Below are 23,421 nucleotides of genomic sequence, written 5' to 3' on the forward strand. Positions count from 1 at the left end.
TATAGATAGAAAGAAAGGTTGCGATCATGGTGGATCAGAATCGATTCGTTTGCCGATGTTCCGCTGGATTCACCCTCGTTGAGACGTTGTTGTCGATCGCCTTGCTGTCGGCGGTAGTGATCGGTCTGTTTTCGTTTTTCACCAACGCCATGACCTATACAGCCGGCAATGAACGGCGAACGGTCGCCATCAATTTGGCGCGCGGGACGGCGAACTATTTCGAAAAAAATACGAACTTTGCTTCGTTGCAAACTTACTTACAAACACAAACGAGAGGGTTTATCAAGCTAGAAAAGACAAGCTGCAGCAACAACGCTTTGCGGTCTTTGTTTTTCCCCAGCTCGCAGCAAGGAACGCTCGATCCGCAGCAAGCCTGCGCCGTGCAGCTCGCTCCGACCGTCAATGACGTCCCGTACGCCGTCACCGTATATATCGTCCGCGCCGACCGCGAAGGGTGGGACGCGTTTCTCGCCTCCCCGGAGTTTCGCTCTTTGCCGGAACAGCTTCAAGCGGACGTGCAAAGCGAACGAACCGCCGTTCTGTCTTCACAAGCCGGCCAATATATGGCTAAGTTGTACACGCTCGTTCGCTTCGGAGAACGAAACCGTGACATCACATGGGTGGAAGGAGCCATTGCCGATGAAACGATTCGCTGACGGTGAAAAGGGGATGACGCTTGTTGAAGTGCTGGCGGCGATAACGATTTCGATGCTCATCGTCGGCGCCGTGTATGCGGTCTTTCTTGGCGGCGTCCGCGCCTACCAGCATATCGGCATCGAAAACGAATTGCGCAGCGAAGCCGACTATGTGGCCGCCCGTCTCATGAATGCCCTGTACGCGTTCGCGCCCGACGGCCTTGAAGCCGAGCGAAGCCAAGAAAACCAAACGCTGCGCGAACTGCGGTTCATCAAAAACGAACAATTCCAAACAAACAACCAAGTCGGGCTCGTCTCGCGCGCAGAAACCGAACAGCCAACCTATCAATTGGTGGCGATCAAAGACGGCAAGCTGATGATCGATGGCGCGGCGGTCACCTCTCCGGCTTTTCGGCTGGACGATACGTCGTTTTTTTCGTTTCGCTGCGCGCGCTGGCAAAAAAACATTTGCCGAAGCGGGGTGCTGACGATGACCTTTACGGTGCGGGATGGGGAAAGCGCCGCCTTTCCGGTTCAACCGTTCACCGTCAAAACCGAATTCGGATTTTAGGAGGGCGAAGCATGCGCCGGACTGAACAAGGCTACAGTTTACTTACGACCCTTTTGGTCGTCACCGTCTTTTTTTTGCTCGGCTTGACGATCATCGCCGTCTCCCTTCAACACGCCCGATTCGCGACGGTGCGCGTTGATGATGTGCAGTCGCTCCACAAGGCCAAAACGGAAGTGAACGAGGCGGTCGCCGATTTGAAAGCGGAATTGTCCGATCCGAATTTTTTTACGAGCCATCGCATTTTTTCGCCAAATGAATGGGATCATTTTCTCGGCCTTGACAGCTCCAATCCCGGGAAAAACACGATGACCGGACGCTTGCTGGAACGCTACGGAGTGATGGTGAAAGATGAGAGCGACCAGTATCAAATCGACAAGCAACAAGTGTTTCTGCGCGTCTTGAGATTAGAGAAATCGTTCGATGACGGACACCGAACCCGGACCGTCGTCCGTCGCGTTTTTGTCACCAACACGCCGAGCTTTTTAAAATACGCGCTCGGCTCCAACCGCGCTGTCGTATTAAACGGGGGTGTCTACATCGAAAAAGGTGATGTTTACGCCGGCGAAACCGGGTATGCCAGCAACGCCACAACGTACGTCAGCCGAACGAACGAACTGAAAATCGAAACCTATGACAGCGGAATGCCGCGGTTCTCCAACTCTTCGGTTTGGTATTTAAACGGGGCTTTCCAAGCGTGCGGGCAAACGAAGAGCTGCTGGAAAGTAGACGAAACGCAAACCCGCTTTCAAATGACGAATCAATGGGAGTCGTCCTGGCCGGCAGGAACAACGGAACCGCCCCCGTCCTTCCAGCCAAGCAACGAAGACTTTGTGGACGTCGATTTTGAACTGACCGTCGCCGATAAACTGTTGCAGGCAGCCGGCTTCTCACCATCATCGCCCGAATATATTGCGAAAGTGGAAGCTGTTCAAGAAGCCGCGGACAAAACCGAAGCGCTGCGCCAATTAGCCAACAATCTGAAAGACAGGTTCAACGAATTGAACGGAAACGATCCGCTTGAAATCATCAAGCAAAAGAAAGACAAACCGCTTTACGTTAATGGGGGCATCAACCTGATCGGGGATGTGGACATTCGAACAGACAAAGGGGTCAACCAATGGCTGATTGTCAATGGCCCTCTGAATCTCAATGGTCCGCAAAACGATTTTATCAACATACACGGAAACTTTATCGTTTTCGGCGACTTGACGATCACTGGTAACGTTAAACTCGATGCCAGCGTTTATGTGACGGGAAAAACGAAGATTTATCAAAGCCGCATCGAGCGGGCGGACAACGGCAAAGGGGTCGTGCTGTTGTCGAAAGGAAAGCTCGATTTGGCCCGCATCAATGAATTTGATAACCCGAGAGGGGAAGCAAACTTGAAAGGATATTTTTACACCGACAGCAGCGCTACCATTTACGCCGTCGGCTCGTACTTATATATCGACGGAGGGCTGTTCGCCCGTGGAAACGGCGACCCCGCCCCCGATACAGACATTTATGGATTGGTGGTCAATGCGTTCCGTGGCCGGGTCGAGGGAAGCAATGGGGAGCCTTCCGGTTTCGTTCCTAATCCCGATGTGGCATTATCGCGGCTAGTCGTCCGCTATCGCCCGGAAGTGCTCGTTGAGCAAGGGACGGGGCTCCCGTTTGTCAATCGTTTATCACTTGTCGTCGATCGCTTGGAAGTCCGGTGAACTCCCCTTCGCTTCCCATCGTTGCGGGCTGCTTGAAGTGGGGGCTTCTCACGTAATCCCATCTATGGACGGGACTTCTTTCGGAAATTATGTAACAAAAAGAGGCCGGCTCGAAAAGTCGTTCAACCGACTTTTCGAGGGCCTTCTTTTTTTAAAACGCGGATCTCATCTTTGGTTGGGCCGCTTTTTGTCGTTACCATCGTCCGCCGCTGTTGCCGCCGTTGTCGCCGTTATTGCCTGTAGGCGGGCGGACGATAACGAGGGCCTTCGCTTCAATATCCCGTCCATCCGCTGCCTTCACCTTCGCGGTCGCCGTGATCTCTGCATACCCAACATCAACGGCTTGCAAATACCATTTTCCGTTTTCCTGAACGATCTTGACAAATCGCTGATCCGACGAAATAACAGAACGAAGCGCCTTATCTGTGGCATTTTCTGGGATAAAACGGAGCAGTGACGTCACGTCAAGCCGCTCGCCGCGATTCATGTAAATGGGCGTCTGAAATGCCATCCCTTCGAGGGCGACATACGGATCGACGACCTGAATCGATGCCGTCGCTGATGCATTTCCTCCATCTGTAGAGCGCACCGTGATGGACACCGTTCCCGGCTTGAGCGCCGTTACTATTCCATTTTGCACAACAGCCACCGCCGGATCGCTCGACGACCATACTAACGTTTTGTTCGTCGCATCGCTCGGCACGATCGTCACCGGAATCGTTTGCACGTCACCGACATTCATTGTTGCTTGATAAGAGCCGAGTTTCAATTCCTTGATCCGCTTCGTATACGTAAACGACGCGCTCGCCAATCCTGTTCCCCTCGTCAACCCTCCCGACGACTGGACAGTGACCGTATACGCCCCATCGTTCGAAATGGCGATTTCATACGGTGAAGGGAGCGCTGCCCAAGCGGCCGAGACCCCATTTCGAACGATCTGATAGCGATACGACACCCCTTCGCCGGCCACGGGTCCGGTCAACTTGACCGTCGGCGCTTCGTACGCTGTCGCTCCGTTTGCCACAGCGCCGGCGGACGTCGTGACGGCTAGATGCGGCTTAATATACACGGGCACCGTCTGGCCGTTGCTATAGGTGACAAGTAGCACCCCGTCATCGCTCGGATCGTATTGCAGCGCTTTGACCGGCAGCTGCAGCAGTCCATAGGAGTTAGGATGCTTCGTTCTTCCCACGATGTCGACCCCTTGCCATTTGGTGATCAGCCCGCTTTCATCCCCTTCATAATAAACATTCGGAAAATCATCCAAACGCACCTTCATTCCGATTCGTTCCGACGGCGGCGTGAGCGTCGAAGTCCGCTCGCCGTAGCGGCTGTCGGTGAACGTTACGAGCGCCGGCGGCAATTGGGTGCCGCTCATGGCGTAGTCGGCTTGCATGACCCATTGCGCGGTCAGCGTCAGCTTGTTCAGCTGGCTGTAGTCAAAGGTTTGCCCGCCGAACGACCACTGCGCGTAACGTTTTCCGTTATTGACAAACGTTGCTACTTTTCCGTCAGGGATGACCGAGATTCCGTCCGGAAGCTCTTGAATGATGCGGACATTGCTGATCGTCCCAGAGACATTGCCGACGTATCCTTTCAACGCCAATGAATAAGCAACACGGAAGCGGTTGTCATCGCCGTCCGTTGCCCCTTGCTTAACGAGTTGGTCGATCGGTTTCGTCAGCCCCTGCAGCTTGACCGTCCCATCAAACCATGGCGGGGCTTCCGCCTTGACGGTGACCGTTACCGTTTTCGTTGTCACCGGCTGGAGCTGACCGTAGACGTCCCGATACGTTAATTCCGCTTGAAACGTGTACGTCCCTGTTGCCTTGAACGCCAACGGAATGGACACGGTGATAGGATTTGGCGTCCCTTGTCCTGATGAATACGGAATGGAAAAAGAAATATAGGCGTTTTGTTTGCTTTCATCGAGCCGCACTTGTCCGTTCTCGGCAATCGAAACGTTGCCGCCGAGCGACGAAAGCGGAATGCGGACCGTGCCAGTGAGCGCGGGAGTGTTGGCCAGCTGGGAAAACTGCTGGAACAAAGCGTTCAAGTTTTGCGGCGTCCCTTGCCGCGCTTCCCCTCCAGTCATCATTGAAAGCGTCCGCAAATAGTCCATATCGACATCGCCATCACTGCCGAAGCCAATCGAATAGAGAGTGATGTTGTTTTTGCCAAGGTCTTTCGCTATATTGACCGCATCATCGCGGATGTTGTCTTCCAACGTCGAATACGTAAACGGATAGTCATTGTCCAAAGAAAACAGCCAGCCGTTTACATAATCGGCGCCATTGTTAAGAAACAACCGCTTATAGCCGTTACGATCGACAAACTGAATGCTTGCATCTTTTCCGTTGCTATACAAGGTGTACGTCACGGGGATCGAAGCGGTCACCTTGTCCCCGTACTTCCAGCCGGAAAACGTTTTTTTGATCTCCTTATAGGTGATCGTGCTCGTCGTATTCAGCACCGTCGGCATTCCATCGGTCAAGAAAATGATGTACTTTTTCCGCGCCGGGTCATTAAAATACGACCGGGCGAGCGACAAAGCGGCTGAATAGTTCGTTCCACCATTGGCCGTCAGGCTGTTTCCTTTCTGCAAAATCGCGTCAAGCTGGTTGATGACGTTCGCATTGGCGTCAAACGGAACAAGGCTGTCAAAACGCACGCCATCGGAAAATGGAATGAACGCGAAGCGGTCATTGACATTGGAATTCTCCTTAAAGTAGCTGACCGCTGTTTGCAAAGCGGATTTGGCGCTTTGCAGCTTGGTTAAGGTCATGGAACCGGATACGTCCATGACAAAGACGACATCGATCGGCGGGCGAATCACTCCTGACACCGCTCCTTGCGGAATGAGCGTCACATCGAGCCGGCCTTGGGCATCGCCGTTAGGCGGTTTGGCGTACTCCGGCTGCGAGGAAGTGAACTGCCATTGGAGCGAGGGAAGCGTTGCCGCTTGCACCGGTGCCACCTTCCCGCCTACGACAAACATAAGCCAAAACGCCCATCCGAGCGCGAAAAGCGCGCGCAAAATCCCCCTTTTCTCCATGCTCCTCTCCCCGTTTCGCGACAATTTTCCTATATTTCTATTATACCATCGTTCAACCATTGTCGATAGAAAAATTTTCTTATCGGAACTGTTTTTTTACGTCCGAAATAAAGTACAGCGACCCGGTGACAACTAACAGCTCGTCATCTCCCATCCGTTCTTGCTGGGCGCGAATCCAGCCGGCCCAATCATTGGCAGCGGCCTTCTGCCGGTGGGAAGAGAGGGCGGCTAATGCTTCTGCTTGAGCGGCGCGCGGAAAATCGAACGTCGTAAACGTGATCGTGTCAGCCAGCTCGTCAAGCAGCCGGATCATTGGCGCAAGCGGCTTGTCCGCCAACGCGGCCAACAAGACGTGGACGCGTTTGTCCCGGTAATGCGCGCGCACCGTGTCAACGAGCGCGCGAATGCCGGCTTCGTTATGGGCGCCGTCGACAATGACGAGCGGTTTGTCGCTCACCCGCTCAAAGCGGCCGGGCCAAGCAGCTGAAGCCAGCCCAGCGGCGATATGCTCCGGGTCGATCAAAAATGAATAGCCAAGCCGCAATAGTTCGGCCGCCATCACCGCCACCGCCGCGTTTTCGACTTGATGGGTGCCGGGCATGGAAATGCGCACATCGCGGTACTCAGAAAACGGTGTGACAAGCGAAAATTGCTCTCCTTCCGCGGTCGTTTGCTGGTCGGAGACGGTAAAATCAACGCCGAGCCGATATGTTTTCGCTTTCCGCTCCGCGGCCGTCTTGGCGATCACTTCCCACGCCTCAGGCTCGTTGACCGCTGTCACGAGCGGCACCCCCGATTTGATGATTCCCGCTTTCTCGGCGGCAATTTGCCCAAGTGTATCGCCTAAAATGTTCATATGGTCATAGCTGACGTTCGTAATGACAGAAACGAGCGGATAAATGACGTTCGTCGAATCGAGCCGGCCGCCGAGCCCGACTTCAATGAGCACAATATCTTGAATATGTTGCTTGCCGAAGTAATAGAGCATCATGGCGGTGATCACTTCAAACTCGGTCGGTCCGCCAAGTTCCGTCCGTTCAAGCTCGTCCGCAAGCGGCTGAACGACTCGCACTAGCTCCACGATTTCGTCATCGCCGATCGGTTCGCCGTTGACGCTGATCCGTTCGTTGAACTGCTCGACATACGGCGAAGTGAACGTCCCGACCGAATACCCCGCCGCCTGCAAAATCGAGCGCAAATAGGCGACCGTCGACCCTTTGCCGTTCGTTCCGCCGATATGGACGGCGCGGACGCGGCGTTCCGGGTGGCCGAGCTTTTCCATCATCCATTCCATCCGTTTTAATCCCGGCTTCATGCCAAGCCGCAGCCGCCCGTGAATCCAAGCGACGGCTTCCTCATATGTGCGGATCATCTTCACGACTCCTTCCTTGAGAAGATCAAGATCGAAAGGCTGGCGATGGGCCGGATGGCTTCCGCCAGCGAAAAAGACGAACCCGCCTGATGGCGGATTCGTCTTCATCATAATCAACCAAACAATCGTTTGTCTACCGTTTCAGCTCAGCAAGGCGCGCTTTCACCGCTTCGCGTTTTTCGATGTAGTCTTGCCGCTTGCGGCGCTCTTCTTCGACGACATGGGCCGGCGCTTTCGCCAAAAAGCCTTCGTTGGCCAGTTTCTTTTCGACGCGCTCGACTTCGTTGTTCCACTTGTCAAGCTCTTTTTCAAGCCGCTTGATTTCTTCTTCAATATTGATCAGCCCTTCAAGCGGCAAAATGAGCTCCGCTCCGGTGACAACAGCGGTCATCGCTTTTTCTGGCGCCGGGACATCGGTGTCGATGACCAGCTCGCTCGGGTTGCAGAACCGTTCCAAATAAGCGCGGTTTTTCAAAAGCGCTTCCCTCACGTGCTCGTCTTTTGTCTTAATGTAGAGCGCAATCGGTTTGCTCGGCGGCGTGTTCACTTCCGCGCGGATGTTTCGGACCGCGCGGATGATGTCCACAAGCAGCCGCATTTCTTCAGCCGCTTCTTCGTTCGACAGTTCAGGACGCACTTGCGGCCACGGAGCAACGGTGATCGATTCGCCGTCATGCGGCAAGTTTTGCCAAATTTCCTCGGTAATGAACGGCATGAACGGATGAAGCAGGCGCATCGTGTTGTCAAGCACATATGCCAACACCGAACGCGTCGTCTTTTTCGCCGCCTCATCATCACCGTACAGCGGCAGTTTCGCCATTTCGATATACCAGTCGCACAAATCGTCCCAAATAAAGTTGTACAGCGTGCGTCCGACTTCGCCAAACTCGTATTTGTCGGCGAGCTTTGTCACCGTGTCGATCGTTTCGTTTAAGCGCGTTAAAATCCAATGGTCGGCGACCGTTTTTTCGCCGCTCAAATCGAGCTCGTCGTACGTCATGCCGCCCATGTTCATCAAGGCAAAGCGCGAGGCGTTCCAAATTTTGTTGGCAAAATTCCACGTCGCTTCGACTTTTTCCGTGCTGAAGCGCAAATCTTGCCCCGGCGAGCTGCCGGTCGCCAAGAAATAGCGGAGCGCATCGGCGCCGTACTGGTCGATCACATCCATCGGGTCAACGCCGTTGCCGAGCGACTTGCTCATTTTCCGTCCTTGGGCGTCACGGACGAGACCGTGGATCAACACGTCTTTAAACGGCCGCTTCCCGGTGAATTCAAGCCCTTGGAAAATCATGCGCGACACCCAGAAGAAAATGATGTCATAGCCGGTGACAAGCACATCGGTCGGGTAGTAGCGCTTGTAGTCCGGCGAGTCGGTATCGGGCCAGCCCATTGTCGAGAACGGCCAGAGTGCCGAGCTGAACCACGTATCAAGCACGTCGGGGTCTTGCTCCCAGTTTTCAATGTCTTTCGGCGGCTCGTGGTCGACGTAAATGTCGCCCGTTTCTTTATGATACCACGCCGGAATCCGGTGCCCCCACCAAAGCTGGCGCGAAATGCACCAGTCGCGGATGTTTTCCAGCCAGTGCAAGTACGTTTTTTCAAACCGCTCCGGCACGAACTGCACTTTTCCGTCCGTTTGCTGGAGCTTGATGGCGGCTTCAGCGAGCGGCTTCATTTTCACGAACCATTGCGTCGACAAATACGGCTCAACGACCGCGCCGCTCCGCTCGCTATGGCCGACCGAGTGGACGTGTTCCTCAATTTTAAAGAGGACGCCTTGCTCCTGCAAATCGCGGACGATTTGCTTCCGGCATTCAAACCGGTCAAGCCCTTGATATTGCATGGCGTTTTCATTCATCGTGCCGTCTTCGTTCATGACGAGAATGCGCGGCAAGTTGTGGCGGTTGCCGATTTCAAAATCGTTCGGGTCGTGCGCCGGCGTAATTTTGACCGCCCCGGAGCCGAATTCCATATCGACATATTCATCGGCAATGATCGGAATTTCGCGGCCGACGATCGGCAATTTCACCATTTTGCCGATCAAGTGCTTGTATCGCTCATCATCCGGATGAACCGCCACGGCCGTGTCGCCGAGCATCGTTTCCGGACGGGTCGTCGCCACTTCAATGTAGCCCGAGCCGTCAGCGAGCGGATAGCGCAAATGATAGAGCGCGCCTTTTACTTCTTTATACACCACCTCAATGTCCGACAACGCCGTTTTCGTCACCGGGTCCCAGTTGATGATGTACTCACCGCGGTAAATGAGCCCTTTCCGGTAAAGCGAGACGAACACTTCGCGCACCGCTTTGGAAAGCCCTTCATCCAGCGTGAACCGCTCGCGCGTGTAATCGAGGCCAAGCCCTAATTTTGCCCATTGGCTGCGAATATGGCCGGCGTATTCTTCCTTCCACTTCCACGTTTCTTCTAAAAATTTTTCCCGGCCTAAATCGTAGCGCGACAATCCTTGCTGACGCAGCTTCTCTTCCACTTTCGCCTGGGTGGCGATGCCGGCGTGATCCATCCCCGGAAGCCAAAGAACGTCATAGCCTTGCATCCGCTTCATGCGGGTAATAATGTCTTGCAGCGTCGTATCCCACGCATGCCCTAAATGGAGTTTGCCGGTGACGTTCGGCGGCGGAATGACGATCGTAAACGGTTGTTTGTCCGGATCGCCGGTCGCTTCAAAAAATTTTCCTTTCAGCCACCAGTCATAGCGACCCGCCTCAACGGCGCGATGGTCGTATTTGGGCGGCATTGACACTTCATGCTGTGTCACTTTTGTTCCCTCCTTCATGTGATCGACAATGGCTGTTGCCTACGGAGTGTATCATCCGATCGGCAAGCAAAAAAGCCCCTTTCATCCGAAAAGGACGAAAGGAGCTGCTTTCGCGGTACCACCTTTTTTCTTAAGCCTAGAAGGCTGGGGATGGAAGGGGAGCCAGACGCTTCCCAACCTCGTTTCTCAAGTCGAAAAGCCCTGTCGCATCAGGACCGCCTTTCGCACGCTCCCCACTGCTCAAGAGAAACAACCGTTCTCACCAGCGATCTAGGGGATGGCAACAGAGCGCCGTTCCCATACCACAGCCGCATCTCCGGCTTGGGAAAAAGGCATCTTGAAACGGCGTTTTCCAACCACCGCCCTCTAGGGCTTAAGCGCTTCATTGGCATAACGGCAATCAACCGGCTTCCTCTACTCGGCAGCAGCGCCTTTCAACGAAGCAGCTCAAGGGCGACCTTCCAGCAGCCGCCATCCTAGGAAATCTCGCAGCTTTCTGATTTCCCTCTCTGCAGGCGCGGGCCGCTGTACTCCTCCCCGTCTTCGCTTTTATCGTCATCGTTCGATTATTATACTACCATTGTCCATCATCTTTGCCAAGTTTTTATTGATTTATTCGACAGAAAGCCATTTGGTGACAAACGTTCGCCCGTCTCATATTGTATAGTAAACCGGAGAAGGAGGGACGACCGATGCGGCGTTTCAATCCGTACTCATGGCCGCCGTGGCTGCGGCAAGTGCGCGCCATCTGCGCCCAAGTGATCATTCCGCTCGCCGTTTTTCAGGCGATCCGCACCATTTTGCTGCCGACAACGTTTGACGTGCTTTTATTGGCCATTCTTGTGTTGGCGGCTGTCGCGTTCCGTTTGGAATGGATTTAGAAAATGGGATGTAAAACAAACATTCAACTTATCATCGCTCAAGGCAACGAGCGGTTTTTCACCAACGTTTTCGGCTTCCATGGCCATAGGCGTTTCCGGATTTCTGTTGGAGGATGGATTTAGCCTTGACCGTGTTCATCGATCGGCGCTTCGGCGTCACTCATCTCTTTTTGTTGCTGTGCGGCATCGCGCTGGACAAGATGCATGACGACCGCTTCCATGTTTTTAAAGGCAAAATAACAGCGCTGCAAGGCGGCGACGTAGGCCCGCTCGTTCCGTTCCGTCCGCCGGGTGGCTTCATATCGCGCCAAACAGCGGACAAACCCGCGCGGCTCGGCCAAGTGGCCGTATAAAAACGCCCGCTCCCCGGCGGATAGTGGCAGCGCTTTTTCATATTCATCGATGCCATCAAGCCACGCCCGCGCAAGCGGCGGAAACGTTTGAACATGAGTGCGAAACGCGGCGATCAAATCGTATACCGGCGAATTCCAATGCGCCCGCTCCCAGCTGATCCAATACGGCGCCACGTAGTGGGAGAGGCGCGCTTTTCCGTGCACCCAAGCCGTCCGCCATTGCTTCGTTTCCTTGAGCGCCTCCTCCCACGCAGCCAACTGCTCCTCGGCGAACGAATACGCGCGCATCACTTCATGAAAATAGGTGCAGCATTGGAGCTGAAACGGCGACATGTACCACGCCGATTCATACGTTTCGACTCGCTCTTCCCATAAAGCTCGCGCTCGTTGCCATTCGTTCTTTTTTTGCTGGCGATACGCTTCGATTTCTTCCTCTTTTACCGCCACCGTGCGGATGGTGGCGCGGTGCAGCTCGGCCAACCCGCGAAAGAAAGAGCGGACAACCTCGTCGTCCGCTTTCGCCCCTTGGTCATGCCAAGCCTGCAAATAATAAAGGCGGCCGCCGTCGACCGCAAACGGTGACTGTTGGCGCGTCCCGTACACCGGTGGACAACGGCGGCCATAGTAGCGAAGCGACTGCCAAACCGCTGCCGCCTCCCGTTCGTCATGGAGCGCCTTTAAAGCGAAAACGCCGTTTGTCGTGTACACTTTCGCTACTTTGCCCCGCTGTTCGATGCGCTCCGGCGTCACCCCATATTGGGCAAGCAGAGCGCGCTGGCTGGCAAACCGTCCATCCATCGTGATGCCCCCTTGACGGCAAAAGAAGCGGAAAGCGCCCTGTTCATGAGAACGAACGGCTTCCCGCCATGGCCGGAATATAGAGCAGCTGCCCTTCGTGGACGTCATCCGGGCTTTCCAAATCGTTGGCGCGCAAAAGCTGAGAAACGGTCACCTCATATCGCTCCGCAATCTTGTCCAACGAATCCCCTTGCTGGACGATGCAAATTTTCACTTTCGTAAACTCTTCCGTCTCGCTTTTCGCAAACAGTTTTGTCAAATAGAGCGCATTTTCGCTTTTCGTTTTCGTCTCCTCTGTCCCTTCTTCCTTCTCTTTTTTCGCCGCCCCGATCGATACTTTGGCCTCGGCGGATGGCAAGAGGGAATCGGTCTCGTCATCCGCTGGCGCGCTGACCGCCTTCGTTTCCGTCTCAAGCGGCAAAAACGGCTCTGTTTCATTTTCTACTTCTTCATGGCGGCTAGCGGCAAGCGCCGATGATTCATCCGCTTCATAGCGAAAAGGAGAAGCGAATGCGGACGGTTCGGGATCATCCGCCTCTTTGCGGGCCACTGATTCAAACGGGGCAAACAGCGGCTCTTCTTCCTCATCAGCTGGCAACTCGGAAGCGAGCGGCGCGTCGCTGATGCCGCTGATGGAAATATCGGCGGTCACCACCAACCGGCCATTGTCGCCCAACTCATAGTCAAACGATTCGACCGTCACGTACACGTCATCAAGCGAGCGAATCCGGTTTTTCGGAATCGTGATATCAATAGGGAATCGGTGCGACAGTTCGCTGATGCCGTCGTCGCGCACCGCGATGTGCTGAATAAACCGATAGCTCGCCAAGTCAAACGCGTCCTCTTCCTCGGCAGCAGCTAGTTTCGGCTGCGCTGAGCGGAACTCCCCGCTTAACTCAAGCGCGCCGCGAATCGTGATATATTGATCATACTCCTCAACGGAAATGACCGGATCGAGAGAAATGGACAAAAACTCGGCGACTTCCTGTCCGCTTTGAAACCAGACCGATTCTTCGAGCGAAAAACGCAAATACGACTGCTCCAACCGGGCCTCCTCCTTCCGTCCCTTCGCCAAATGGTTTCTATGACAGTATCCATTGTATGAGCGAAAAAAGGACAGTATGATAAAAAAATCGGGCTGACCCAACAGGTTGGCTGCCTTTACGATCGGCACCACCGATCACGGCAGAAGCAGTCAGCACGTCTATGCAGCAACGAAAGAGGGTATCCCGCTTTTGGGACACCCTCGTTTCGTTTAGCCGCGCAGGCGGGTAAACACCCGTTCGGCAGCGGCGATCGTATATTCAATGTCTTCATCGCTATGCGCCGTCGACAAAAACAGCCCTTCAAATTGCGACGGCGGCAAGAAAACGCCTTCGTTCGCCATCTCTCGGTAATAGGCGGCAAACAGCTCCAAATCGGACGTTTTGGCCGTCTCGTAATTGATGACCGGCTCGTTTGTGAAGAAAAAGCCAATCATCGATCCAGCGCGGTTGATCGTGTGCGGAATGCCGTACTTTTCCGCCGCCTGATGAAGACCGTCGGCAAGGCGAGCCGCCTTGCGACCAAGCTCTTCGTACACTTCCGGTGTCAATTGCCGAAGCGTTTCGTAACCGGCCGTCATGGCGAGCGGGTTGCCGGACAGCGTGCCCGCTTGATAGACCGGCCCGCTCGGGGCGACAAGCTCCATGATCTCCGCTTTGCCGCCGTACGCTCCGACCGGCAGGCCGCCGCCGATCACTTTGCCGAGGCACGTCAAATCCGGCTCCACGCCGTAATACCCTTGCGCGCAATGGTAGTCGACGCGGAATCCGGTCATGACCTCATCGAAAATCAACAAAGCGCCGTATTGTTTCGTCACCTCGCGCAGCCCTTCCAAAAAGCCGGGAACGGGCGGCACGACTCCCATGTTGCCGGCGACCGGCTCGACGATCACCGCCGCGATGTCTTCGCCAAACCGCCTAAACGCATAGCGGACGCTGTCCAAATCGTTGTACGGAACGGTGATCGTATGCTGGGCGACCGCTTCCGGCACGCCCGGGCTGTCCGGCAAGCCGAGCGTCGCCACGCCGGAGCCGGCTTTAATGAGCAGCGAATCGCCGTGGCCATGATAGCTGCCCTCAAATTTAAGGATTTTGTTGCGTTTCGTATAACCGCGCGCCAAACGCAAAGCGCTCATCGTCGCCTCGGTGCCGGAGTTGACCATGCGCACGACCTCGACGGACGGCACCCGCTCGATGACGAGCTTGGCGAGCTCATTTTCAAGCAGCGTCGGGGCGCCGAAGCTCGTTCCTTGCTCCGCCACCCGCTTCAACGCCTCAACGACGTGCGGATGGGCATGTCCTAAAATGAGCGGTCCCCACGACAGCACATAATCGATATATTCATTGCCGTCAACGTCGTAAATTTTCGAGCCTTGGCCGCGCGCCATAAAAATCGGGGTCATGCCGACCGACTTGAAGGCGCGCACCGGGCTGTTCACTCCGCCCGGCATCAGCCGCACTGCTTCTTCATAAGCCGCTTTTGAACGATCATAGCTGCGCACGATTCCGCCCCCTTTCTATTCGGCAAGCCAACGGGCTACATCTTTCGCAAAATACGTAATGATCAGATCAGCGCCCGCCCGCTTCATTCCAGTCAGCATTTCCATCACGACCGCCTTTTCGTCAATCCAGCCGTTTTGCGCCGCCGCTTTGATCATCGAATATTCGCCGCTCACATTATAGGCGACAAGCGGCAGCGGGAACCGGTTTTTGATGTCGCGGATGATGTCCATGTAGGCGAGCGCCGGCTTCACCATCAAGAAATCAGCGCCTTCTTTGACATCCGACTCCGCTTCCCGGAACGCCTCGAGGCGGTTGGCCGGATCCATTTGGTACGTTTTCCGGTCCCCGAATTGCGGCGCGCTGTCCGCGGCTTCGCGGAACGGGCCGTAAAACGCCGACGCGTATTTGATCGCGTACGACATGATCGGCACGTTCACAAACCCGGCTTCGTCAAGCCCGCGGCGAATGGCGGCGACAAATCCGTCCATCATGTTCGACGGGGCGATGATGTCAGCGCCCGCCTGCGCTTGGCTGACCGCCGTCTTGACGAGCAGCTCAAGCGACGGGTCGTTCAGCACTTGATCGTTTTCCACGACGCCGCAATGGCCGTGGCTCGTATACTCGCACAAACACGTATCGGCGATCACGACCAGTTCCGGATGCTGCGCTTTGATTTGGCGAATCGCCCGCTGAACGATTCCCGTTTCACAGTACGCCTGCGAACCGACCTCGTCTTTTTCATTGGGCACGCCAAACACCATCACCGCCCGAATGCCAAGCTTGGCGATGTCATCGATTTCTTCTGGCAGACGATCGAGCGATAAATGGTACACCCCCGGCATCGACGACACTTCGCGGCGAATGCCGCTCCCTTCCACGACAAACAGTGGGTAGATGAAATCATCAACATGAAGATGCGTCTCCCGCACCATCGCCCGAATGGCGGCTGTTTGCCGCAGACGGCGATGGCGGTCAAACAGTAATGTCATGCGCGTCCCCTCCATGGAAAAATATTGTTCCATCGCTCTGATGATACCATCGGCCGTGTAATCAGTGGGACAAATCTGGACGGCGATTCCTTCCCGCTCCGCCGCGTCTTTCGTCACCGGCCCGATGCAGGCGACAGCCGTGCCGGAAAGAAGGAGGGCGGCTTCGCGGCCGAGCAGGCGGACGAGGCTGGCGACCGCTGATGGACTCATCAATGTCACGACATCGACCTTGCGCGCGCGAAGCAGCGACAAGAGCTGCTCTCGTCCGCTCGCATCTGGCACCGTCTCATACACCGTCAACTCCTCGACGACCGCGCCGGCTTCCCGCAGCATGGCCGGCAGCACAGGACGCGCCAAATCCCCCTTGACAAACAGCACCCGCGCTCCGGGGCGCAGACGTCCAGCGAGCAACACGGCGAGCCGCTCGGCGGTGAAATCATCCGGCACGAGCGCCGGCGCCACCCCGTACTCCGCGAGCGCCGCCGCCGTTTTCCGGCCGACGGCGGCGACGTTCGGCAGCGGCTGCGACGGCGAAACATAGGGAAAAAAGCAGCGGACCGCATTCGCGCTCGTAAACACAAGCCAGTCATAGTCCCCAAGCCGCGTGGCCAGCGCCGCCAGCGCATCCGGCCTCGCCGCCTCACGGATGGCAATGAGCGGAATCTCGACCGGGATGGCGCCGGCTTCCCGCAGCTTCGCGGAAAACGGCGTCGCCTGGTCCTTCGCACGCGTCACCAGCACGGTCTTGCCGACAAGCGCGCCCATCAACCTTCCAGCCCCTTTTTCACCCGTTCGATCAGCTCCTTCGCCCCTTGTTCGCTCAAGATGGCAGCCGCCTGCCGGCCGACCGCTTCTGGATCGGCGCCGGCGACGATTTCTTTATACACTTCTTTGCCGTCCGGGGCGGCGACCAAGGCGGTCAGGCGCACCATGCCGCCATCCGTTTCGGCATAGCCGGCAATCGGCACTTGACAGCCCCCTTCCATCTGCTGCAAAAAGGCGCGCTCCGCTCTGACCGCCCGCTCCGTCTCTTCATCGTTCAGACGGCTCAACCACTCGCGCAGCTCGCGATCATCGGCGCGGCACTCGACGGCAAGCGCCCCTTGACCGACCGCCGGCACGCATACATCGAGCGGCAAATAGTCGCTGATGACCTCATCGCTCCAGCCCATGCGCGCCAAACCGGCAGCCGCCAGCACGATGGCGTCGTACTCGCCGTTTTCCAACTTCGCCAGCCTCGTATCGATGTTGCCGCGAATCCATTTGATCGTCACATCCGGGCGGTAGGCGAGCAGCTGAGCGGAACGGCGCAGACTGCTCGTGCCGATCACCGCTCCGGCCGGCAGCTCCGCCAACGTCCGCTTTCCTTTGCTGACGAGCACATCGCGCGCGTCTTCGCGGCGCGGCACCGCGCCGATGACTAACCGATCCGGCAGCACCGCCGGCATATCTTTCATGCTGTGGACGGCCATATCAATACCGCCGACGAGCAACTCATGCTCGATCTCTTTCACAAACAGCCCCTTGCCGCCCACTTTGGAAAGGGTGACATCGAGCACGCGGTCCCCTTTCGTGACGATTTCTTTCACCTCGAACGTAAACGGCGCCCCGCGCCGCTTCAATTCGTTGATGACCCAATTCGTCTGGGTCAACGCCAGCTTGCTGCGCCGCGAGCCAACGACAATGTTCCGCATCTCGCTCCTCCTCAATCATGAGTACCAAAAATGAAATTTTGACAAACTGCCAAACAAGAAAAAGTTAACGAGCAAAAACAAAAACGAGCCGATGTTCCATAGCGCGATCGTCTTGCCTTGCATCTGCCGAACCACTCGTTTGTAAAAATAGATCGCATAAACGAGCAGAACGACAAACGAGCCGAGCACCTTCGCGTCATACCAATGAAAATGGTCGATTTGGATATACGCCCAAATGACGCCAAGGATCAATCCCAATAACAACATAGGCAAACCGAGCAAGTTTAAAACATACGACCAAAAATCAAGCCGGGACAAATCGGCCATCCGCCAAAGCCGCGCCCCCCACTTTTTCTTTTTCAACAAGCTGTATTGCAGCATATACAGCACGGAAAACAGAAACGACAACGTAAACGCCGCGTAAGCTCCAAGAGCGAGCGTAATATGAATGATCAACAGTTCGGAAACGAGCCGCTCCGCCACCGCGGGCGACTGCGAGGACGGCGCAAACGTATGAATGGCCAAAATGAAAAACGCGAGCACATTGGTAAAGAACACGATAAAATCAACGCGCAGCAGCCGATTGATGACGAGCGACAGCGTGATGAGCAGCCAAGCGTAAAAATAAAGACCTTCCGACATCGTCAAAATCGGAAAGCGCTTCGTCTCGATGATGCGGAAGGCAAACGTCAAGGTTTGCAAAAACCATACAACAGAAAGCAACCAGAAGGCGATTTCGTTCGCCTTCCGGTTTTGCTGCAAAAAATCGATAAAGTATAGAAGAATCGATACAATATAAAGCGAAATGGACAATTCATAGACAAGCGGCACGACAAATCCCACCTTACAGCTGCCATGACGGACGGGCAGCGCGGGCCGCATCAACGCCCTGCTCATCGCGCCGTTCGGCGTTCGCCTGCTGCATGTGATGGCGCTCGGCGTTCACCATGTCCTCGATGTTAAAAATTTTTGCAAACAGCTGGAGCGCTTCGTCGGCGTTCGGTCCGGCGGCGAGCTCCTTCGCCTGCAAAATCGGGTCGCGCAACAACTGATTGACGATGCTTTTCGTATGCTTGTTCAGCACTTTCCAGTCACGCTCCGACAAATGCGGCAGCTTCCGCTCTAAACTTTTCATCGTTTCTGCCTGAATGGCGAGCGCTTTCTCGCGCAAAGCGGCGATCACGGGCACGACGCCAAGCGTTTGCATCCATTGGCCAAACGCCGCGAGTTCCGCTTCGATCATCGTTTCGATGCGGGCGGCCGCTTTCTGCCGCTCCGCCACGTTCGCCGCGACGACGTCTTGCAAATCGTCGATGTCGTACAAAAAGACCGTCTCAAGCTCGGCCAACGCCGGATCCAAATCGCGAGGCACGGCGATGTCGATCATCAAGAGCGGCCGGCCTTTGCGCATTTTCTCGAGCGGCGCCATCATCTCTTTGGTCAACAGATAGCCTTTGGCCCCTGTGGAGCTGATGACAATATCGGCTTCAAGGAGCGCACACGACAGTTCGCCGAGCGGCTTCGCCTCGCCGGCCAATTGTTCGGCGAGCTGCTTCGCTTTTTCCAACGTTCGGTTGACGACCGTCACTTTGCCGACGCCGCTGCCGTGCAAGTTTTGCGCCGCCAACGTCCCCATTTTGCCAGCGCCGATAATGAGCACATGCTGATGGGCAAGGCGGCCAAAAATTTTCTTGGCCAGCTCGACCGCCGCATAGCTAACCGACACAGCATGGGCGCCGATGCCGGTTTCCGAATGAGCGCGTTTGGCAAACGTCACCGCCTGCTTAAACAAGTGGTTGAAAATCGTTCCGGTCGTGCCCCGCTCTTGAGCCAGCAAATAGCTCGTCTTCACTTGTCCTAAAATTTGCGTCTCCCCAAGCACCATCGAATCGAGTCCGGCGGCGACGCGAAATAAATGCCGGATCGCCGCTTCCCCTTCCAACGTGCGCAAATACGGGGCGATCGCCGCCACTTCGATGTCGAACCAGTCGGCTAAAAACGATTTTATATAGTAGCGGCCGGTATGCAGTTGATCAACGACCGCGTAAATTTCCGTCCGGTTGCACGTCGAAACGATGACGTTTTCAAGCACGCTCTTTTGGTTGGCGAGCTGCGCCATCGCTTCGCCGAGCTCTGCCTCGCTAAACGCCAACGTTTCGCGAATTTCTACAGGGGCGGTCTTGTAGTTGACGCTAACAGCCAAAATTTGCACGATGCCATCTCCCCTTACAGATGCGTTCCTTTCATCATTATACCACAACTGTCCATCGTTCCGTTTGAAAAAATTGTGAACATGGTAGCCAAGCTAGCGGATTGGATCCATAATGGAATCAACCGCTTTCGCAAAAATTGTGAACATGGCGGCCAAGCTATGCTAAACTGTAAACAGTTCTTCTGCTCTCAGCAGGTGCAAAAAAAGAAGAAACGGGGGCGCAGCGATGAAAAACAAAACAGCATTTTCCGGCATCTTGTTCATCGGCCTCGGGCTGTATTTTCTCGCCGGGCAGCTCGAGGCGCCAGTGTTGCGGTTATTTCAAGGCTGGCCAGCATTGCTTGCCATTTGCGGCGCATCGTTGCTCGGTCAAGCGTATTCGGCGCGCGAGCATCAGTTTATTTTTCCCGGCTTCCTGTTACTAGGCTTCGGCCTCGAATTAATGCTCGCCGCCGCGTTTCCATCGTGGCCCCGCGGCGTCAACGTCTTTTTTTTGATCATGGCCATCGCTTTTTTCGCCAGCGGCCGCAAACAAAAAAGCGGGGCTGGCTTCGGTGCGCTGTTTTTGCTTCTTTTCGCCATAGCGACGTTTTCCGGGCGCGGCCAGCCGCTTTTTTCCCTTGTCCAAGCCGGCTTGTCTTCCTTCTTATCGTTTTGGCCGCTCGGGCTGGTCGCTGTCGGCGTGTATTTGTTGTGGGCAAGGCGAAAATAGCGAGGCGGCGAAGCCTAACCGGAAACAAACGGCAAAAGCGCCGCCCACGCCTCCTCTTTCCCTTGGCCGGTCTCGGCGGAAAACAAAAGAAGCGGGTCGCCGTCAGCCATCCGCAACGTCTCGCGCGCGATGTTCGCGTGTTTTTGCTGTTTGCCGCGCGGCACTTTATCCGCTTTCGTTGCGACGACGATCACCGGGATCCCGTAATGCTTCAAAAACTCGTACATCATGATGTCGTCTTTCGTCGGCGGATGGCGCAAATCGACAAGAAGGACGGCGGCCCGGAGCTCCTTGCGCTTCGTAAAGTACGTCTCCATCATTTTCCCCCATTTTTGCCGCTCCTGCTTCGAGACGCGGGCAAAGCCGTAGCCAGGGACATCGACAAAATAAAACGAGTCATTAATCAAGTAAAAGTTCAACGTTTGCGTTTTTCCCGGCTTGGAGGACGTTCGCGCCAAGTTTTTCCGGTTGATCATTTTGTTGATAAACGACGATTTGCCGACGTTCGAGCGACCGGCGAGCGCCACTTCCGGCCGCCCGCCGTCCGGATATTGCTCCGGTCTGACCGCGCTGATGATGAGTTCCGCTTTCGTGACGTTCATGGCTTCCATCCCACCAATGCGTGCGGCAGCACTTCATCAAGATGAGAGACGAGCACAAAATGGAGATCGCGCTTCACGGTGTCGGGAATATCGGCTAAATCTTTTTCATTGTCCTTCGGCAAAATGACCGTTTTCAGCCCGGCGCGATGGGCGCTTAACGTTTTCTCTTTCAGGCCGCCGATCGGAAGCACGCGGCCGCGCAGCGTAATTTCCCCGGTCATGCCGACGAAGCGGTTCACCGGTTTGCCGGTCAAGGCAGAAATGAGCGCCGTCGCGATCGTGATGCCGGCGGACGGGCCGTCTTTTGGCACCGCGCCTTCCGGAACATGGATATGGATATCGTGCGTTTCGTGAAACGCCGGATCAATGCCGAGCTCCTCGGCGCGCGAACGCACATAGCTGAACGCTGCCTGCGCCGACTCTTTCATCACATCGCCGAGCTTCCCGGTTAACACGAGCTTGCCGCTTCCTTTGGCCAGCGACACTTCAATCGCGAGCGTATCGCCGCCAAACGCGGTGTAGGCGAGCCCGGTCGCCACGCCGACTTGGTCTTTCGCTTCGGCCTGGCCGTAGCGGTATTTCCGTTTCCCTAAAAACTCCTCGATATTGGTTTCCGTGATCACGACCCGCTTTTTCGCCCCGGAAACGATCAGACGGGCCGCTTTCCGGCAAATGGCGGCCAGCTGCCGCTCCAGCTCCCGCACGCCGGCTTCGCGCGTGTAATGACGAATGATCGTCAGCATGGCCTCGTCACGAATTTGGAGCGCCGCCTTTTTCAAGCCGTGCGCAGCCAGCTGCTTCGGCAACAAATGCCGCTTAGCGATGTGCAGCTTTTCTACTTCCGTATAACCGAGAATGTGGATGACTTCCATCCGGTCCAACAGCGGCTGCGGAATGGTGGCCAAATGGTTGGCGGTGGCGATAAACATGACTTTCGATAGATCGTACGGTTCTTCAATGTAATGGTCGCTGAACGTATGGTTTTGCTCCGGATCGAGCACTTCCAACATGGCGGCTGACGGATCGCCGCGAAAATCGCTTGACATTTTGTCGATTTCATCGAGCAAAAAGACCGGATTGATCGTGCCGGCTTTTTTCATTCCTTGAATGATGCGGCCCGGCATCGCCCCGACATAGGTGCGGCGATGGCCGCGAATTTCCGATTCGTCGCGGACGCCGCCAAGCGAAACGCGCACAAAACGGCGGCCGAGCGCTTTGGCGATCGAACGGGCGAGCGACGTTTTCCCGACCCCCGGCGGCCCGGCGAGGCAAAGGATCGGGCCTTTGAGCGACTGGGTAAGCTGTTTGACCGATAAAAATTCGAGCACCCGCTCTTTCACTTGCTCGAGCCCGTAGTGCTCTTCATGCAAGATGGCCTCGGCTCGTTTGATGTCATGAATGTCTTCGGTCTCTTTCGACCACGGCAAGGCGATGAGCCAGTCGAGATAGTTGCGGATGACCGCGCTCTCTGCCGAAGTCGCCGGAATTTTTTCGTAGCGGTCCAGCTCTTTGAGCGCGGTTTCTTTCACATGCTCCGGCATGCCGGCCGCCTCGATTTTTTCTTTCAGCTCCTCGACCTCGCCTGTTTTTCCTTCTTTTTCCCCGAGCTCTTTTTGAATCGCCTTCATTTGTTCGCGCAAATAATATTCTTTTTGTGTCCGCTCCATCGATTGTTTGACGCGGGCGCTGATTTTTTTCTCAAGCTGAAGCACTTCTTTTTCATTGTGTAAAATTTGAATGATTCGATTGAGGCGCTCTTTGACATCGATCGTTTCCAAAATGCGCTGTTTTTCCTCCAGTTTCAGCGGCAAATGCGAAGCGATGATATCGGCCATCCGCCCCGGTTCATCGATGTCGGCGATCGAGGCGTAAATGTCGACCGACAGCCGCTTGGACAAGTTTATGTATTGCTCAAAATACTCGAGCATCGTCCGTTTGAGCGCCTCATCCTCCAAATCTTTCGCCGCCCGATCGGCAAACTTTTCGACTTTGACGGAAAAGTACGGCTCTTCGCTCACCACCTCGGTGATCAGCGCCCGGGCGACGCCTTCCACGAGCACGCGGAACGTGCCGTTCGGCAGTTTCAACAGCTGCTTGACGCGGGCGATCGTCCCCATTTTATATAAATCATCCATGTCCGGTTCGTCGACGGCCACGTCTTTTTGCGACGCCAGCAAAATCATATGGTCCTCGACCATCGCTTGCTCGAGCGCTTTCACCGACTTCTCGCGCCCGACGTCCAAATGAAGAACCATCGTCGGAAACACAAGCAACCCCCGCAACGGCAAAAGCGGAATGGCCGCCTCCTTTTTCTTTCCGTTCACGCCGAACACCTCCACATCTCACTTCTATTCGTTTATTGTATAGTACGACGGCCGGGTTTGTAAAATTTGATGAACGTTTTGCTCCTTCGGTTTGTTTTCGAGGTCAGCTATATACACCGGGTTTGTAAAATTTGATGAACGTTTTGCCGGCAAAGAAAAACCGACTTCGGCCGCGATCCGCTCGCGCCGAAGCCGGGCAGG

17 protein-coding genes and 1 pseudogene are annotated in these 23,421 nt (G+C 55.5%); 5 read left to right on the forward strand and 13 right to left on the reverse strand.

Going from position 1 to position 23,421, the window contains the following annotated elements; translation table 11 throughout:
• Nucleotides 1-26: 26 nt before the first annotated feature.
• Genes ACTVIM_RS12710 through ACTVIM_RS12720 form a run of 3 tightly spaced genes read left to right on the forward strand, consistent with a single transcriptional unit; the run spans nucleotide 27 to nucleotide 2,906 of the window.
• Nucleotides 27-656, forward strand: a complete 630-nt coding sequence (locus ACTVIM_RS12710; RefSeq protein ID WP_445612799.1) for a type IV pilus modification PilV family protein — start codon at nucleotides 27-29, stop codon at nucleotides 654-656.
• Nucleotides 640-1,206, forward strand: a complete 567-nt coding sequence (locus ACTVIM_RS12715; RefSeq protein WP_445612800.1) for a PulJ/GspJ family protein — start codon at nucleotides 640-642, stop codon at nucleotides 1,204-1,206. The genes ACTVIM_RS12710 and ACTVIM_RS12715 overlap by 17 nt, the downstream gene beginning before the upstream one ends.
• Nucleotides 1,207-1,217: 11 nt before the next feature.
• Nucleotides 1,218-2,906: a hypothetical protein gene (locus tag ACTVIM_RS12720; RefSeq protein WP_445612801.1), complete on the forward strand. Its 1,689-nt coding sequence runs from the start codon at nucleotides 1,218-1,220 to the stop codon at nucleotides 2,904-2,906.
• Between the two features lie 193 nt (nucleotides 2,907-3,099).
• On the opposite strand, the gene ACTVIM_RS12725 is transcribed toward ACTVIM_RS12720, so the two are convergent.
• From ACTVIM_RS12725 to ACTVIM_RS12735, 3 genes are all read right to left on the reverse strand, one after another.
• Nucleotides 3,100-5,961, reverse strand: coding sequence for a VWA domain-containing protein (locus ACTVIM_RS12725; protein ID WP_445612802.1), 2,862 nt, complete (start codon nucleotides 5,959-5,961; stop codon nucleotides 3,100-3,102).
• A gap of 79 nt (nucleotides 5,962-6,040) precedes the next feature.
• Entirely contained in the window at nucleotides 6,041-7,333 is a 1,293-nt protein-coding gene (locus tag ACTVIM_RS12730; protein ID WP_445612803.1) for a bifunctional folylpolyglutamate synthase/dihydrofolate synthase, read from the reverse strand.
• Between the two features lie 133 nt (nucleotides 7,334-7,466).
• Complete coding sequence (locus ACTVIM_RS12735) at nucleotides 7,467-10,088, reverse strand: valine--tRNA ligase (RefSeq protein WP_445614363.1); 2,622 nt, start codon at nucleotides 10,086-10,088, stop codon at nucleotides 7,467-7,469.
• 713 nt (nucleotides 10,089-10,801) lie between these two features.
• Between ACTVIM_RS12735 and ACTVIM_RS12740 the strand changes: the two genes are divergently transcribed.
• Complete coding sequence (locus ACTVIM_RS12740) at nucleotides 10,802-10,990, forward strand: hypothetical protein (RefSeq protein ID WP_033844238.1); 189 nt, start codon at nucleotides 10,802-10,804, stop codon at nucleotides 10,988-10,990.
• Between the two features lie 119 nt (nucleotides 10,991-11,109).
• Here ACTVIM_RS12740 and ysxE read toward each other — a convergent pair whose 3' ends face one another.
• From ysxE to hemA, 8 genes and pseudogenes are all read right to left on the reverse strand, one after another.
• Nucleotides 11,110-12,141: a spore coat protein YsxE gene (ysxE, locus tag ACTVIM_RS12745; RefSeq protein ID WP_445612804.1), complete on the reverse strand. Its 1,032-nt coding sequence runs from the start codon at nucleotides 12,139-12,141 to the stop codon at nucleotides 11,110-11,112.
• 43 nt (nucleotides 12,142-12,184) lie between these two features.
• Nucleotides 12,185-13,186: a stage VI sporulation protein D gene (gene spoVID / locus ACTVIM_RS12750; RefSeq protein WP_445612805.1), complete on the reverse strand. Its 1,002-nt coding sequence runs from the start codon at nucleotides 13,184-13,186 to the stop codon at nucleotides 12,185-12,187.
• A gap of 210 nt (nucleotides 13,187-13,396) precedes the next feature.
• Nucleotides 13,397-14,686: a glutamate-1-semialdehyde 2,1-aminomutase gene (gene hemL, locus ACTVIM_RS12755; protein ID WP_033844241.1), complete on the reverse strand. Its 1,290-nt coding sequence runs from the start codon at nucleotides 14,684-14,686 to the stop codon at nucleotides 13,397-13,399.
• 15 nt (nucleotides 14,687-14,701) lie between these two features.
• Nucleotides 14,702-15,676 (reverse strand): porphobilinogen synthase, encoded by a 975-nt coding sequence (gene hemB, locus ACTVIM_RS12760; RefSeq protein ID WP_339232979.1) that lies wholly within the window; start codon nucleotides 15,674-15,676, stop codon nucleotides 14,702-14,704.
• Nucleotides 15,677-15,775: 99 nt separating this feature from the next.
• A pseudogene (locus tag ACTVIM_RS12765) lies at nucleotides 15,776-16,441 on the reverse strand (uroporphyrinogen-III synthase); the annotation flags it as partial.
• Nucleotides 16,441-17,370 carry a hydroxymethylbilane synthase gene (gene hemC, locus ACTVIM_RS12770; protein WP_061912449.1) on the reverse strand — a complete coding sequence of 310 codons (930 nt, stop codon included), beginning with the start codon at nucleotides 17,368-17,370 and terminating at the stop codon, nucleotides 16,441-16,443. The gene hemC and the pseudogene ACTVIM_RS12765, both read right to left, overlap by 1 nt.
• A gap of 15 nt (nucleotides 17,371-17,385) precedes the next feature.
• The gene (ccsA, locus tag ACTVIM_RS12775; protein WP_061912448.1) at nucleotides 17,386-18,252 is read right to left on the reverse strand and encodes a cytochrome c biogenesis protein CcsA; all 867 of its coding nucleotides are present in this window, start codon (nucleotides 18,250-18,252) and stop codon (nucleotides 17,386-17,388) included.
• Complete coding sequence (gene hemA, locus ACTVIM_RS12780) at nucleotides 18,215-19,582, reverse strand: glutamyl-tRNA reductase (protein WP_061912447.1); 1,368 nt, start codon at nucleotides 19,580-19,582, stop codon at nucleotides 18,215-18,217. Before hemA ends, ccsA begins: the two co-directional genes overlap by 38 nt.
• A gap of 226 nt (nucleotides 19,583-19,808) precedes the next feature.
• Between hemA and ACTVIM_RS12785 the strand changes: the two genes are divergently transcribed.
• Nucleotides 19,809-20,294 (forward strand): LiaI-LiaF-like domain-containing protein, encoded by a 486-nt coding sequence (locus tag ACTVIM_RS12785; RefSeq protein ID WP_445612806.1) that lies wholly within the window; start codon nucleotides 19,809-19,811, stop codon nucleotides 20,292-20,294.
• 14 nt (nucleotides 20,295-20,308) lie between these two features.
• Here the strand turns inward: ACTVIM_RS12785 and yihA are convergent, their stop codons facing one another.
• A complete protein-coding gene (gene yihA / locus ACTVIM_RS12790) occupies nucleotides 20,309-20,896 on the reverse strand; it encodes a ribosome biogenesis GTP-binding protein YihA/YsxC (protein ID WP_144975727.1) in 588 nt (195 codons plus the stop codon).
• Nucleotides 20,893-23,220, reverse strand: a complete 2,328-nt coding sequence (gene lon, locus ACTVIM_RS12795) for an endopeptidase La (RefSeq protein ID WP_445612807.1) — start codon at nucleotides 23,218-23,220, stop codon at nucleotides 20,893-20,895. Before lon ends, yihA begins: the two co-directional genes overlap by 4 nt.
• Between the last annotated feature and the right edge of the window lie 201 nt (nucleotides 23,221-23,421).

The sequence above is a fragment of the Geobacillus sp. YF-1 genome, from assembly GCF_052692335.1.